The sequence below is a fragment of the Kitasatospora sp. NPDC040550 genome, assembly GCF_055594965.1.
In genome coordinates this window covers 50,735-64,918 of record NZ_JBVIWC010000012.1, presented here as the reverse complement: position 1 = coordinate 64,918, position 14,184 = coordinate 50,735, and the positions used below count along the sequence as shown (strand labels likewise).

At 73.6% G+C, this 14,184-nt stretch carries 10 protein-coding genes, 1 tRNA gene and 1 other RNA gene; 2 read left to right on the top strand and 10 right to left on the bottom strand.

Annotated elements, in window-relative coordinates; all coding sequences use genetic code 11:
- Positions 1-57 precede the first annotated feature (57 nt).
- Positions 58-1,908 (top strand): S9 family peptidase, encoded by a 1,851-nt coding sequence (locus ACZ58X_RS19175; RefSeq protein ID WP_470334798.1) that lies wholly within the window; start codon positions 58-60, stop codon positions 1,906-1,908.
- A 686-nt stretch (positions 1,909-2,594) separates the two neighbouring features.
- Here the strand turns inward: ACZ58X_RS19175 and ACZ58X_RS19170 are convergent.
- The 10 genes from ACZ58X_RS19170 to ffs all read right to left on the bottom strand — a co-directional run bounded on the left by ACZ58X_RS19170 (position 2,595) and on the right by ffs (position 12,873).
- The gene (locus ACZ58X_RS19170) at positions 2,595-3,398 is read right to left on the bottom strand and encodes an SURF1 family protein (RefSeq protein ID WP_470334797.1); all 804 of its coding nucleotides are present in this window, start codon (positions 3,396-3,398) and stop codon (positions 2,595-2,597) included.
- A gap of 231 nt (positions 3,399-3,629) precedes the next feature.
- Positions 3,630-4,796: a hypothetical protein gene (locus ACZ58X_RS19165; protein WP_470334796.1), complete on the bottom strand. Its 1,167-nt coding sequence runs from the start codon at positions 4,794-4,796 to the stop codon at positions 3,630-3,632.
- Positions 4,789-5,334, bottom strand: coding sequence for a SigE family RNA polymerase sigma factor (locus ACZ58X_RS19160; protein WP_254802531.1), 546 nt, complete (start codon positions 5,332-5,334; stop codon positions 4,789-4,791). Before ACZ58X_RS19160 ends, ACZ58X_RS19165 begins: the two co-directional genes overlap by 8 nt.
- A gap of 318 nt (positions 5,335-5,652) precedes the next feature.
- The gene (locus ACZ58X_RS19155; RefSeq protein WP_470334795.1) at positions 5,653-6,729 is read right to left on the bottom strand and encodes an aspartate-semialdehyde dehydrogenase; all 1,077 of its coding nucleotides are present in this window, start codon (positions 6,727-6,729) and stop codon (positions 5,653-5,655) included.
- A gap of 28 nt (positions 6,730-6,757) precedes the next feature.
- Positions 6,758-8,038 (bottom strand): aspartate kinase, encoded by a 1,281-nt coding sequence (locus ACZ58X_RS19150; RefSeq protein WP_030288196.1) that lies wholly within the window; start codon positions 8,036-8,038, stop codon positions 6,758-6,760.
- A 449-nt stretch (positions 8,039-8,487) separates the two neighbouring features.
- Positions 8,488-9,192 (bottom strand): DUF5063 domain-containing protein, encoded by a 705-nt coding sequence (locus tag ACZ58X_RS19145; protein ID WP_470334794.1) that lies wholly within the window; start codon positions 9,190-9,192, stop codon positions 8,488-8,490.
- Positions 9,185-9,784, bottom strand: a complete 600-nt coding sequence (recR, locus tag ACZ58X_RS19140) for a recombination mediator RecR (protein WP_188307117.1) — start codon at positions 9,782-9,784, stop codon at positions 9,185-9,187. The genes ACZ58X_RS19145 and recR overlap by 8 nt, the downstream gene beginning before the upstream one ends.
- A 268-nt stretch (positions 9,785-10,052) precedes the next feature.
- Positions 10,053-10,394, bottom strand: coding sequence for a YbaB/EbfC family nucleoid-associated protein (locus ACZ58X_RS19135; protein ID WP_470334793.1), 342 nt, complete (start codon positions 10,392-10,394; stop codon positions 10,053-10,055).
- A gap of 92 nt (positions 10,395-10,486) precedes the next feature.
- The gene (locus ACZ58X_RS19130; RefSeq protein ID WP_470334792.1) at positions 10,487-12,688 is read right to left on the bottom strand and encodes a DNA polymerase III subunit gamma and tau; all 2,202 of its coding nucleotides are present in this window, start codon (positions 12,686-12,688) and stop codon (positions 10,487-10,489) included.
- 88 nt (positions 12,689-12,776) lie between these two features.
- Positions 12,777-12,873: signal recognition particle sRNA small type (gene ffs / locus ACZ58X_RS19125), an RNA gene on the bottom strand.
- A gap of 108 nt (positions 12,874-12,981) precedes the next feature.
- On the opposite strand from ffs, the gene ACZ58X_RS19120 reads away from it, so the two are divergent.
- Positions 12,982-13,066, top strand: a tRNA-Ser gene (locus ACZ58X_RS19120).
- Positions 13,067-14,184: the final 1,118 nt, after the last annotated feature.

The following is a 14,184-nucleotide window of genomic DNA, read 5'->3' as shown; positions in this document are numbered from 1 at the left end:
GGGGCGATCCCCGCCCGCCCGTTCCGTTCCGTCCCCCCGATCGGGTTGGATGGTCGGATGAGCGAGGAGAAGAGCACCGTACCGGCGTGGGAGCAGCGGTTCAGGGCGGCCCGGGTGTCGCTGCCCGACTGGGCCGAGGACGCCCCCGACCGGGCGCTGTACGTGTCCAACGCGACCGGCACCTACGAGGTCTACGCCTGGGACCGTGCCACCGGCACCCACCGCCGGGTCACCGACCGACCGAACGGCACCACCGACGCCGAGCTGTCCCCGGACGGCGCCTGGGTCTGGTGGTTCGACGACCACGACGGTGACGAGTTCGGCGTCTGGCGCCGCCAGCCCTTCGCGGGCGGCCCGGACGAGGAGGCCGTGCCCGGCCTCGCCGCCTCCTACTCGGCCGGCCTGGCGCTGGGCCGGGACGGCACGGTGGTCGTCGGCCGTTCCACCGACGAGGACGGCACCACCCTGCACCTGCGCCGCCCGGGCGCGGCCGAGCCGGTCGAGATCTACCGGCACGAGGAGTACGGCGGCGTCGGCGACCTCAGCCACGACGCCACCCTGCTGGCCATCGACCACACCGAGCACGGCGACGCGATGCACTCCGCCATCCGGGTGGTCCGGCTCACCGGGGACGGGGTCGAGACCGTCGCCGAACTGGACGAGGTCACCGGCCGGGACGAGCCGCGCGGCGTCGCCTGCCTGGGCTTCGCCCCGGTCGAGGGCGACACCCGGCTGCTGGTCGCCCACCAGCGCACCGGCCGCTGGGAGCCGATGATCTGGGACGTCGCCACCGGCGCCGAGACCGCCCTCCCGCTCCGCGACGAGCAGGGCCGCGAGCTGCCCGGCGACGTCTCCGCGCAGTGGCGCCCCGGTGCCGGGGCGCTGCTGGTCGAGCACGAGTACGAGGCCCGCAGCGAGCTGTTCACGTACGACCTCGCGGACGGCCGGCTGACCCGCCTGGAGACCCCGCGCGGCACGGTCGGCGGCGCCACCGCCCGCCCGGACGGCACCGTCGAGTACCTGTGGTCCTCGGCCGCCGAGCCCTCCGCCGTCCGCTCCACCGCGGGTGCGGTCGTGCTGCGGGCGCCCGGCCCGGTGCCGCCCGGTTCCGTCCCGGTCGAGGACGTCTGGGTGGACGGGCCCGGCGGGCGGGTGCACGCCCTGGTGCAGCGCCCGCGGACGGGCGGCCCGGGCCCGTACCCGACGGTCTTCGAGGTCCACGGCGGCCCGACCCACCACGACAGCGACTCCTTCGCGGCCGGACCGGCCGCCTGGCTGGACCACGGCTTCGCGGTGGTCCGGGTCAACTACCGCGGCTCGACCGGCTACGGCCAGGCCTGGACGGACGCGCTGCACGAGCGGGTCGGCCTGATCGAGCTGGAGGACATCGCGGCGGTCCGGGAGTGGGCCGTCTCCAGCGGCCTCGCCGACCCGCGGCGACTGGTGCTCACCGGCGGTAGCTGGGGCGGCTACCTGACCCTGCTCGGCCTGGGCGTGCAGCCCGACAGCTGGTCGCTGGGCGTCGCCGCGGTACCGGTCGCGGACTACCACACCGCGTACGCCGACGAGATGGAGGCGCTCAAGTCGCTCGACCGCACCCTCTTCGGCGGCACCCCCGAGGAGGTGCCCGAGCGCTTCACCGCCTCCTCGCCGCTGAGCTACGTCGAGCAGGTGCGGGTGCCGGTGTACATCAGCGCCGGGGTCAACGACCCGCGCTGCCCGATCCGGCAGATCGAGAACTACGTCGAGCGGCTGGAGCAGCTCGACAAGCCGCACGAGGTGTACCGGTACGACGCCGGGCACGGCTCGCTGGTGGTGGAGGAGCGGATCCGGCAGCTTCGGCTGGAGATCGACTTCGTCCGACGACACCTCGGGGTCCCCGGCGGCGGCGCCGGAGCGGCTGGGTGAGACGTCTGCTCACGGTGGCGGGGGCGGCGGTGGCCGGGGTGCTGGTGCTGAGCGGCTGCTCGGGCTCGCACGGCGACGAGGTCGCCTGCCCGCCCCCTGCCCCTGCCTCTGCCTCTGCCTCTGCCTCTGCCTCTGCCACGCCGGGGGCGGGCGGGGCGTCGACCGCTCCGGCCGCGCCCCCGGCCTCCGCCGCGCCCCCGGTGCCCGCGCCCAGCGGCTCGGCGACCCGGGCGAGCGTGCCGGTGGCCGGGTCGACGGTCCTTCGGGCGCCAGGCGGGCCGGGCGCGGAGGAGGACGTGGCCGAGCGCGGCGGATCGCACGGGACCAGCGGCTCGAGCGGTTCGCACGGCTCCAGCGGGTCCAGCGGCTCCGGTGGGTCCAGCGGATCGAGCGGATCGAACGGATCGAGCGGCACCAGCGGTTCGAAGGGCGGCGGTCGCACCACGCACCACCACATCGACCACTACGGCTCGGACAACGGGTCGGCCGGCCGCGGCCACTGCCGCGGCGGGAGCGCGCCGGTGGACGAGGACACCGCGACACCGTTCGGCAGCGGAGGCAACGGAGGCAACGGAGGCAGCCCGTCGACCCCACCAGGGGCCCCGACCGCACCGCTCAAGCCGACCCCGGTGCCGACGCAGGTGCCCACCCCGCCTCCCGGCAGGCCGACCCGCTGACCGGGCGGCTCAGTCCAGGACCGGGTCCAGTCCGAGGGCCCGGTCCTGTTCCGCCTCCGCCTCCCGGCGCATCAGTCGGAACCACATGAAGACCACGAACCCGCCGAAGACGAACCACTCCAGCGTGTAGCCCAGGTTCTGGAAGGCCCGCAGGGTGAGCCCGTCCCCGCCCTGCGGCTGCACGGTCGGTACGACGGTCAGCCCGGCGGGCACCTGGTCGGCGGAGACCCAGCCGTCGTACCAGCCGTCGTACTCCAGCACGTTCAGCAGCGAGGCCCGGTTGATCATGCCGAGCTGCCCGGCGGGCAGGCCGCCCGCGACCGCGCCGTTGCTGCCGACCGACTCGTTGGCCTGGAGCCGCCCGGTCACCGTCACCGGCCCGGTGGGGGCCGGCTCGGCCGCGTGGGCGGCGCCGGACGGGTCGGCGGGCGGGTTGCCGGGTGCCCAGCCCCGCACTACGGCGACGGCGTGGCCGTCGGCGGTGCGCAGCGGGGTGAGCACGTAGTAGCCCTGCTTGCCGTCCAACACCCGGCTGGGGACGAGGAGTTGGTGCGCGGTGTCGTACTCCCCGGCGACCGTGACGGGCTTGCCGACGGTCTCCGTGGTCACCTGCGGGGTGGCCGGGCCGAGCAGTGCGTCGATGGGGCGGGCTTCACCCGAAGCGGTGAGTGACTGCTTGGTCTCCTGGTGGGTGGAGACGCGGTCCTCGAACCGGCCGAGCTGCCAGGAACCCAGCCAGACGCAGACCGCCACGGCCGCGACGGCCAGGGCGGTGCCGCCCAGCCAGCGCGGAGTCAGGAGGAACCGGTACACACCCCCCACGGTAACCACTCCTCACACCGCGCCGGACCACAGGGTCCGCCTCCACCCGCCGGTTCGGCCACGGAACGCCGTGCCGTCGACGCCCGCGCCGGCCCCGAGCCCCACACCGGAACAACCGCGCCCGCCCCGAGTCCCACACCGACGACGCCCGCGCCGGTCCCGAGCCCCACGCCGGAACAACCACGCCGGCCCCCGGTCAGCAACAACCGCGCCGGCCCCCGGTCAGCCCGCCGCGGGCGTCCCCGAGGGCCGGGCCGCCGACCCACCGGACGGCTGGACCCCGCCCCGGTAGAGCGTCCCCCCGCACCCGACCGGCAGCGAGGCCGTGGCGACCACCGGGCTGCCGGGGGCCGGGGTGTGGGCGATGGTCGCGGTGGGCGGGGCGCCGGTCGGGTTGCCGCTCGGGGTGGCGGTCGGGCTCGGCGCCGTGGTGGGCCCGGAGGTGGGCGAGGGGCTGGCCTGCGGGTTGGAGCTCGGTGCCGCCGAGGCGCCGCTGGCGGCGTTCGGGGCCGCGCCCGAGGAGCCGGCCGGGCCCTGGGTGGTGAGGGAGGCCTGGTTGGTGCCGGAGGTCGGCGCGGTGGTGGCGCCGCCGGAGGAGCCGCAGCCCTGGTCCGGGATCCAGGCGAACGGCACCTTGTACCCGGTCTGCGGGGCGAGCAGCGGCGGTTCGGCGTCCATCGCGGGCAGGTTGCCGGCCGGGTCGCCGGGGGTGTGGTCGGCGGAGCGGACCCGGTTGCGGTCGGTGCCGTTGACGTCGGTGACGGCCACCGCGCCCGGCCCGCCGAGGCGGCAGCTGCGGCCGGAGACGTTGTACACCGTGAAGGCGCCGTAGATCCGGCCCTGGGTGTCCGCCGGGCCGATCTGGGCGGTGCCCTGGCCGAGGTCGGCCCGGGTGCACAGCGGGACGATCCCGCCGTCCCCGGTGCCGGGGGTTGCGGTGGGGGTGGCGGGACCGGGGCGGGTGGCGTCGGCGCCGGGGCTCGGTGAGGCGCTGCCGGCGCCCGTCGGGGAGCTGCTGCCCACGCCGCCGGGGCCGGAGCGCGCACCGCCGCCGGTGGTGCTGCCGCCGATCGCGCTGCCGGTGGGGGCGGCGAGGGTCGCGCCGCCGGCGTTCGCCGAGCCGGGTCCGCCGGACAGTCCGAGGTGGTCGCCCTCGTGCAGGACGGGCAGCGCGATCGCGACCGCCAGGGCCAGCGCCGCCGCGCCCGTCCAGGCCCCGCGCCGGGCGGCCCGCCGCCGGGGTACGGCCTGACGGATCCGCGGCAGGGCGCCGACTCCGGGCTGGATCCGGTCCACCGCGTGGTGCATGAGCTCGCGCAGCGCCCGTTCCTCGGCGGAGAGGTCCGGGAGGTGGTCGTCCCCGGGCCGCTGGCGGGCGCCGTCAGCCATGTCCGGCCTCCATCTGGGTCCGGAGGGCGGCGAGTCCGCGCGAGCCGTACGCCTTCACCGAACCGAGTGAGATGCCCAGGGTCTCGGCCACCTGCGCCTCCGTCATGTCCACGAAGTAACGCAGCACCAGAACCTCCCGCTGACGGCGTTGCAGACCCTTCAACGCGGCCTTCAGCTGGTCGCGCTCCAAGGCATCGTAGGCACCTTCTTCTGCACTGGCCATGTCAGGCATGGGCTTGGGCAGCAGTCGCAGGCCGAGGATCCGCCGCCGCAGCGTGGAGCGCGACAGGTTGACCACCGTCTGCCGCAGGTAGGCCAGGGTCTTCTCGGGCTCGCGCACCCTGCGCCGGGCGGCGTGCACCCGGATGAAGGCCTCCTGCACGACGTCCTCACAGGTGGAGAGGTCGTCCAGGAGCAGCGCGGCGAGGCGCAGCAGCGAGCGGTAGTGCGCCTGGTAGGTCTCGGTGAGCAGGTCCTCGCTGGTACCCGCGTCGGTACCCGCGCCGGAGTCCGCCGCACCGGGTGCGGCCGCCGTCATCTGGTCGTCTTCCGGCCTACTCGAAGACCACGGGGAGCGCGCCGGGAAGGCCACCACGGCTCTCGCCCCGATGCCCGCCCTTGCCCCCACCATCACGTTCGCCACGCCCGTTGGACACTCGATCCCCTGTCATGGTTGCCCAGCCCGGGGGCCATTCTTCCGCATCGGCGGAAGCGGCCTCCAGGGGATTCCCACGGGATTCCGGACAGATTGTGTCGAGGAGCGGACACAGGTCCGGACGTCCTCGGGCACAAGGGGCCCTCAGAACCGGGCTGATGACGGATCCTGAGCCTCCCCCACCGTCAGTTCGGGCCGCCCTCAGTCCAGTGCGACGGTGGGCCCGGCGGCCACCAGCTCGGCGGCCACCAGCTCGGCGATCTGCACCAGGTTGAGCGCGGCCCCCTTGCGCAGGTTGTCGCCGCACAGGAAGAGGTCGAGCGCGTCCGGCTCGTCCAGCGCCCGGCGCACCCGCCCGACCCAGACCGGGTCGGTGCCGACCGCGTCGTTCGGGGTGGGGAACTCCCCGGCCGCCGGGTCGTCGTAGAGGACCACGCCGGGCGTCTCGCGCAGGATGTCCTGGGCGTGCTCCTGGCTGACCTCGCGTTCGAAGCGGGCGTGCACGGCCAGCGCGTGGGTGCGCACCACCGGGATGCGCACGCAGGTCGCGGAGACCTTGAGCGCGGGCAGGCCGAGGACCTTGCGGGCCTCGTCGCGCAGGCCGAGCTCCTGGGCGGACCAGCCGCCGTCCTGGAGGCCGCCGGTCCAGGGCACCGCGTTCAGGGCGAGCGGGGCGGCGAACGGCCCCTCGTCGGCGATCACCGCACGCAGGTCGCCGGTCTGCCGGCCGACCTCGGTGCCGGCCACCAGGGCGGTCTGCTCGCGCAGCGCCGCGGTGCCGGCCCGGCCCTCGCCGCTGGCGGCCTGGTAGGTGGCCACCACCAGCTGTTCCAGCCCGTACTCGGCGTGCAGCGCGCCGACCGCCGTGACCAGCGCCAGCGTGGGGCCGGCCGGACTGGCCACGATCCCGCGCGGACGGATCCGCAACGCGGCCGCGTTCACCTCGGGGACGACCAGCGGCACGTCCCCGACGGTACGGAAGGCGGCCGAGTCGTCGACCACCACGACGCCCTTGGCCGCCGCGATCGGCGCCCACTGGGCGGAGACCTCGTCGGGGACGGCGAACACGGCGACGTCGATCCCGGCGAAGGCCTCCTCGGTCAGCGGCACCACCGCGACCGACTCCCCGCGCACGACCGGCGTACGACCGGCCGAGCGCGGGGAGGCGACGAGTCGGACCTCGCCCCAGACGTCCTGACGGAGCGACAGCAGGCCGAGCAGCACCTCGCCGACCGCGCCGGTGGCGCCGACCACGGCGAGGTTGGGACGCCGGGTCACCGCCCGGTGCCCCCGCCCGGCTCCCGGGTCATCGACCGGTGCCGCCGTAGACGACGGCCTCGTCGCTCTCGCTGTCCAGGCCGAAGGCGCTGTGCACGGCGCGGACCGCCTCCGGCACGTCGTCGGCGCGGGTGACCACCGAGATGCGGATCTCCGAGGTGGAGATCAGCTCGATGTTCACGCCCGCGGCCGAGAGCGCCTCGAAGAAGGTCGCGGTGACGCCCGGGTTGGAGCGCATGCCGGCGCCGACCAGCGAGATCTTGCCGATCGCGTCGTCGTAGCGCAGCGACTCGTAGCCGATGCCCTCCTTGACCCGGCCGAGCGCGTCGATGGCCTTCTGGCCCTCGGTCTTCGGCAGGGTGAAGGAGATGTCGGTCAGACCGGTCGACGCGGCGGAGACGTTCTGCACCACCATGTCGATGTTGACCTCGGCGTCGGCGATGGCGCGGAAGATGCGCGCCGCCTCGCCCGGCTTGTCGGGCACGCCGACGACCGTGACCTTGGCTTCGGAGGTGTCGTGGGCGACCCCGGAGATGATGGCCTGCTCCATCTCGCCCCCTTCGGGCTTGTTCGGGTTGTCGTTGCTGACGATCGTCCCGGGAAGACCCGAGAAGGACGAGCGTACGTGAATCGGGATGTTGTAGCGCCGCGCGTACTCGACACAGCGGTCGAGCAGCACCTTGGAACCGGACGAGGCCAGCTCCAGCATGTCCTCGTACGCGATCCAGTCGATCTTGCGCGCCTTCTTCACCACGCGCGGGTCGGCGGTGAACACGCCGTCCACGTCGGTGTAGATCTCGCAGACCTCGGCCTTGAGCGCGGCGGCCAGCGCGACGGCGGTGGTGTCCGAGCCGCCGCGGCCCAGCGTGGTGATGTCCTTGCTGCTCTGGGACACGCCCTGGAACCCGGCCACGATCGCGATGTTGCCCTCGTCCAGGGCGGTGCGGATGCGACCCGGCGTCACGTCGATGATGCGCGCCTTGTTGTGGACGGAGTCCGTGATGACACCGGCCTGGCTCCCCGTGAAGGACTGGGCCTCGTGCCCCAGGGATTTGATCGCCATGGCCAGCAGCGCCATGGAGATGCGCTCTCCAGCGGTCAGCAGCATGTCGAACTCACGGCCGGCAGGAAGCGGTGACACCTGCTCCGCGAGTTCGATGAGCTCGTCCGTCGTGTCGCCCATCGCGGACACCACGACGACGACCTCATGGCCGGCCTTCTTGGCGTCAACGATTCGGCGGGCAACGCGCTTGATGCCTTCGGCATCCGCAACGGATGAGCCGCCGTACTTCTGCACGACAAGGCCCACGTGCGCTCCTCGACTAGTGTCGTTTTCCGGGGGCGCCAGGCCCCCGTACCCCCCGGGGGAAAGGGGGGTGCGGTCCGCGCCAGTCTACCGAGCAGGGGTGCCCTGACCGGCGCTTTCCATATGATGAGACGGCCGTTTCAGCACGTGGGCGGCGGTGCGGGCGGTGCCACCGGCAGGTCTGCGGGGCACCGGGCGCCGTTCCGAAGAATCCCCGGACTAATACCGGGTGCCCGGCCGGATTTCTTTTCCGGGCGGATTGCTGAGGCATTCGTCACATTCCCCCGACGGGCCGCCACGACCCCGGTCCCGCCCTTCGGTCCTGCCCTTCGGTCCTGTCCCTCGGTCCCGCCCCTCGGTCGCGGCACCCGGTGGGCGGCCGAGGCGCCGGTGGCCGACCGCCCGGATCCGGCTTCGTGGCTTCGCAGATCCGCAGATCCGCGGATCCGCAGCTACCGGCCGAGGCCGAGCTCGGCCGCCATCAGGTCGCCCGCCTGCTGCTCCAGCTGCTCGTCGGTCAGCCCGTCGTCGTCGGTGTCCGCGCCGTCCGGCGCCGCACCGATCGGGCTGTCCAGCCGGACGTGGGCGATCAGCGACTGCAGCGCCCGCAGCACCGCCGTGCAGGTCGTGCCCCAGTTGGAGAGGTACGAGAACTGCCACCACCACAGCGCCTCGCTGACCCGGCCCTCGCGGTAGTGGGTCAGGCCGTGCTGGAGCTCGCTGACCACGCCGGCCAGGTCGTCCGAGATCCGGAAGGCGTTCGGCTTCTCCGGCGGACCGTACGGGTCGAAGACCTCGTGGTAGACGTCGATCGGCGCGAGCAGCACGGCGAGGCGCTCGCGCAGCTGCTCGCCGTCCGGCTCCGGCCCGGCGTCGGGCTCGAAGCGGTCCTCGGGGACGACGTCCTCGATCGCGCCCAGCCGGCCACCGGCCAGCAGCAGCTGCGAGACCTCCAGGAGCAGCAGCGAGACCGCGCTGCCCGGTTCGTCGCCCTTGGCGACCTCGGTGACGGCGAGCACGAAGCTCTCCACCGAGTCGGCGATCTGCACGGCGAAGTCGTCCGGCTCGGAGCCGTGGCCGTGGGTGTGCGGGGCGGGTGCCCCGGCCTCCGGCTGCGGGGAGCCGTGGGGCTGCTGGTTGATCGTCCGGTCAGACATCGAGCAGTCGTCTCCCTTCGAAGGCGCGACCGAGGGTGACCTCGTCCGCGTACTCCAGGTCCCCGCCGACGGGCAGTCCGCTCGCCAGCCGGGTCACCTTCAAGCCCATCGGCTTGCAGAGCCGGGCCAGATAGGTGGCGGTCGCCTCCCCCTCCAGGTTGGGGTCGGTGGCCAGGATCAGCTCGGTGACCGTGCCGTCCGCGAGGCGCGCGAGCAGCTCGCGGATGCGCAGGTCGTCCGGGCCGACGCCCTCGATGGGGCTGATCGCGCCGCCCAGCACGTGGTAGCGGCCGCGGAACTCACGGGTGCGCTCGATGGCGACGACGTCCTTGGGCTCCTCGACCACGCAGATGACGCCGAGGTCGCGCCGCGGGTCCAGGCAGACCCGGCACTGCTCGGCCTCCGCGACGTTGCCGCAGACCGCGCAGAAGCGGACCTTGTCCTTGACCTCCAGCAGCGCGTGCGCGAGACGGCGCACGTCGACCGGGTCGGACTGCAGCACGTGGAAGGCGATCCGCTGGGCGCTCTTGGGCCCGACGCCGGGCAGCCTGCCCAGTTCGTCGATCAGGTCCTGAACCACGCCCTCGTACAACGTCGCGCCTTCCCTCGGATGGTCCGGTGGTGCTCCTGGTCGGAGGTGCCCCGGTGCCATCATCCAACGAATCGGGCGCCGGACACACCGCCCGACGCCCGACTCCCACAGAAATCACATGGGTCCGCCGTCTGAACTCCAGACCGCCGACCCCCGTGGCGGGGCCCCGGCCGGGGCTTTCCCGCCGTCCGCCGCCGCCGGACCGCCGGCGCCGGCGGTCCGGCGGTCGGGCAGTCGGGCGCTCCGGCGGTCGGGCGCTCCGGCGGTCCTAGAACGGCAGGCCGGGGATGCCGCCGCCGCCCAGGCCCTGGGTCAGCGGGCCCATCCGCTCGGCCTGCATCTTCTGGGCCGCCTGGCTGGCGTCCCGCACAGCCGCCAGGACCAGGTCGGCCAGGGTCTCGGTGTCCTCCGGGTCCACGGCGGCCGGGGCGATGGTCAGCGCCACCAGCTCGCCCGAACCCGTCACCGTGGCCTCGACCAGGCCGCCACCCGCCGTGCCGTTCACCTTCGCCTCGGCCAGCTCCTGCTGGGCCTTCGCGAGCTCCTCCTGCATCTTCTGCGCCTGCTTGAGCAGCTGCTGCATGTTGGGCTGACCACCACCGGGGAACACGGCTCACTCCTTGCTGTCACACGGTTCGTCGTTCGTCACGGTCGAGCCTACGGGCCCGGGGCGGATGCTGTGGCCCCGCTCCCTGAGAGCGCTCAGTTGCCCCGGTGGTGGATCTCCTCCAGCACCGTGGCTCCCAGCTCGCGGATGATCAGCTCCTGGCCGGAGAACGTCTCCTCGTTGAGGTCCGGGTCGTCCTCCTCCGGGATGTCGTCCTCCGGCCGCACCGACTGCACCGGGCGGGCCGGGGGCGCCGCCACCGGCGGCGGGGCCTGCACCGGCGCGGGGGCCTGCACCTGCGGCCGGGGCGCCTGGACCGGGGCCGGGGCCTGCGCCTGCGGCGGGGCCTGCACCGGGGCGGCAGCGGCCACCGGCGGCGCGGCGGCCGCCGGACGGGCCGGGGCTCCCCAGCCACCGCCGGACGGGGCCGGGGCCGCCGGCGGCGCGCCCACGCCACCGGACGGGTCGACGATGCACTCGATCCGCCAGTCCACGCCCAGCGCGTCCGACAGCGCCTGGCGCAGCACGTCGTCGCTGTTGCTGCCGACGAAGCTGTCCCGGGCACCGGCGTTGATGAACGAGACCTGGAGCACGCTGCCGTCGAACCCGGCCACCTGGCCGTTCTGGCTGAGCAGGATCCAGGTGAAGCGGCGGCGGTTCTTCACCGCCTCCAGGATCTGCGGCCACAGCTGCCGGACCTGCCCGGCACCCTGCTGCGCGGCCGCGGACGGCTGACCGCCGGGGGCGCCCGCGGGGGCGGGGGCGGGGGCGGGGGCCGACTGGGCCGGGGCCGGGGCCACCTGAGTCGGCGCGGGCTGCGGGGCGGCCTGCGGCTGCGGTACGGGGGTGGCGGGGGCAGCGGCGGGGGCCGGTGCCCCACCGGCGGGCGGGAAGCTGCGCGCGATGGGCCAGGCGCCCGGGGCGGGGGCGGGGGCGGCCGGGGCCGGGGCCTGCACGGGGGCCGGGGCCGCCGCGACGGGCGCGGCCGCCTCGACCGGCGGTGCCACGGGCGGGGCCGGCGCGTGGGGCGCCACCGGAGCGGCCACGGGCGCCGCCACCGGTGCGATCCCGACCGGCGGTGCCATCGGTGCCGTCCCGGCCACCGGTGCCATCCCCGCCGGTGCGGCGAAGCCGCCCGCCGCGGCCCGGCGCTCCAGCTTGTCCAGCCGCACCTGCAACGACAGCTCGTCGCTGTACGCGCCCGGCAGCATCACCCGGGCGCAGATCAGCTCCAGCTGGAGCCGGGGCGCCGCATTGCCGCGCATCTCGGTCAGCCCGGTGTTGACGATGTCCGCGGCCCGGCTCAGCTCGGCCGCGCCGAAGGCGTCCGCCTGCGCCTGCATCACCGCGACCCGGTCCGCCGGGGCGTCGATCAGCCCCTTCTCCCCGGCCTCCGGGACGGTGGCGAGGATCACCAGGTCGCGCAGCCGCTCCAGCAGGTCGGTGACGAAGCGGCGCGGGTCGTGCCCGCCCTCGACCACCCGGTCGATCACCTGGAACACCGTCGCGCCGTCCTGCGCGGCGAAGGCGTCCACCACCTCGTCCAGCAGCGCCGAGTCGGTGTACCCGAGCAGCGCCGTCGCCATCTGGTACGTCACGCCGCCCTCGGCGGCACCGGCCAGCAGCTGGTCCATCACCGACATCGAGTCACGCACCGAGCCCGCGCCGGACCGCACGACCAGCGGGAACACCGAGTCCTCGACCTGGATGCCCTCGCGGCCGCAGACCTCCGCCAGGTAGTCGCGCAGGGTGCCGGGCGGGACCAGCCGGAACGGGTAGTGGTGGGTGCGGGACCGGATCGTCCCGATCACCTTCTCCGGCTCGGTGGTCGCGAAGATGAACTTGAGGTGCTCCGGCGGCTCCTCGACCACCTTGAGCAGCGCGTTGAACCCGGCCGAGGTCACCATGTGCGCCTCGTCCAGGATGAAGATCTTGTACCGGCTGTGCACCGGCGCGAAGAAGGCCCGCTCGCGCAGCTCGCGCGCGTCGTCCACACCACCGTGCGAGGCGGCGTCGATCTCGATCACGTCGATGGAGCCGGGCCCGCCGGTCGCGAGGTCCCGACAGGACTGGCACTCCCCGCAGGGCGTCGGCGTCGGCCCCTGTTCGCAGTTCAGGCAACGGGCCAGGATGCGCGCGCTCGTCGTCTTGCCACAGCCGCGCGGCCCGCTGAACAGGTACGCGTGGTTGACCCTGTTGTTGCGCAGGGCCTGCTGGAGCGGAGCGGTCACGTGCTCCTGCCCGATGACCTCCGCGAAGGTCTCGGGGCGGTAGCGGCGGTACAGGGCTAGGGACACACCACCGACGATATCGGGACGGACGGACAAACGCGTCGCCCCTTCACCCCGGCCCCCGCTCTCCCCGCGGCCCACACGCCCCCGGGAACGCAAAGACCCCTCGTGCACCCGCCAGAGCCCTCCTACCCTTGCTGCCTTCCGGCCCTGGGGGGGTTCAGAGAGATGACGCCACACGAGGGGCTGACCCCCACAGTACCGGATCCCGGCCCCGACGATCCACAGGCCACCCCCACCCCTCGGCCTGCGGGATAGCTGGTCGCGAGCACCCCGAAACATGTACTAAGCTCTCCCACGGAGGATTCGCCTAGAGGCCTAGGGCGCACGCTTGGAAAGCGTGTTGGGGGCAACCCCTCACGAGTTCGAATCTCGTATCCTCCGCCGGCAGATGGCCCGGACCGCACAGCGGTCCGGGCCATCGTCGTATCCGACTTCATTTGGTCCCGTCCCGCACCCCGGGCCTTCGAGAAGGCCAAAGTGATGCGCGACACCCCCGAGACGGGCGCAGGTCTGGCTCCCGTCGTGCCTGCCACTCGGCGGGGTACACCCTCACCGGGATCGCGTGAGAGGTTCCGGCGAAGTGCCGACGATGGAACCGCCGCCATCCGCAACGCCCCCGGGCTGCGGACCCCACCAGAGGAATCATGGCCCGGAAAGGCCCGCCGGGTCGCATGACCTTCCCCTGGACCACCTCGTTGCCCTCTCTGAGACCGTCACGCCGAAGCAGGGCAACTTGCATCGACCGCAGGACGGACGCGTGCCCGCCCCGGTACTATCCAGGCGCGGCCGCTTGACGTCCACCGACACTGAACACCAAGGGTCCGCAGAGGGATGAACCCTCCGAAGGTGCTCCGCATCGTCAAGAACTTCATATTCACGAGATGCGCGCGTGTCGGGCAGAGCCTCGGATTGACCACTAATCAGACGGTGGTCGGCCTGAGCCTGCACCACTGTCGCTTGGTCCGACTTCCGAAGGAAGAGAAACGGCCAGACAGATGACGACAGTTGGCTGGGCTACCACTCTCGTGGCGGTTCTCGGCGGCCTTATGCTGGTGCTCAACTACATCCTCGATCAGCTGTCCGCCCTTGCAGAGAAGGCTGGCGAAACACTCAAGGCGATTCGCCGCCTACAGTCAACGTGGCGAAATATCGAGTCTGATCCGGACGTCAGTTCGTCGTCATCAGGCCCAGTGAAAGCCGATCGACCCTCCAATTCTTGATCCACCCACGGCTCTTCTAACCTAGCTCCCGCACTGCGCACAGAATTCACTGCCAGCCCGTTCCAACGGACTCCACAATGAGCCGCCCTGAATCGCAGCAGGCTGGGGAGACCCAGCCTGACAGGCATGGATCACGCGGTGCATCACCTCCATGCATCAGATGTCGACCGACCTCCAGGGCAATGGGGTGGGGGGGGGGGGGGGGGGGGGGGGGGGGGGGGGGTGATGGGGGTCGGGGGGGGGGGGGGGGGGGGGGGGGGGGGGGGGGGGGGTGGTGAG

Bases quoted from the DNA above. Each gene is read 5' to 3' on its own strand.
- ACZ58X_RS19175 (WP_470334798.1), top strand. From the start codon at position 58: ATGAGCGAGGAGAAGAGCACCGTACCGGCGTGGGAGCAGCGGTTCAGG.
- ACZ58X_RS19165 (WP_470334796.1), bottom strand. From the start codon at position 4,796: ATGGCTGACGGCGCCCGCCAGCGGCCCGGGGACGACCACCTCCCGGAC.
- ACZ58X_RS19160 (WP_254802531.1), bottom strand. From the start codon at position 5,334: ATGACGGCGGCCGCACCCGGTGCGGCGGACTCCGGCGCGGGTACCGAC.
- ACZ58X_RS19145 (WP_470334794.1), bottom strand. From the start codon at position 9,192: ATGTCTGACCGGACGATCAACCAGCAGCCCCACGGCTCCCCGCAGCCG.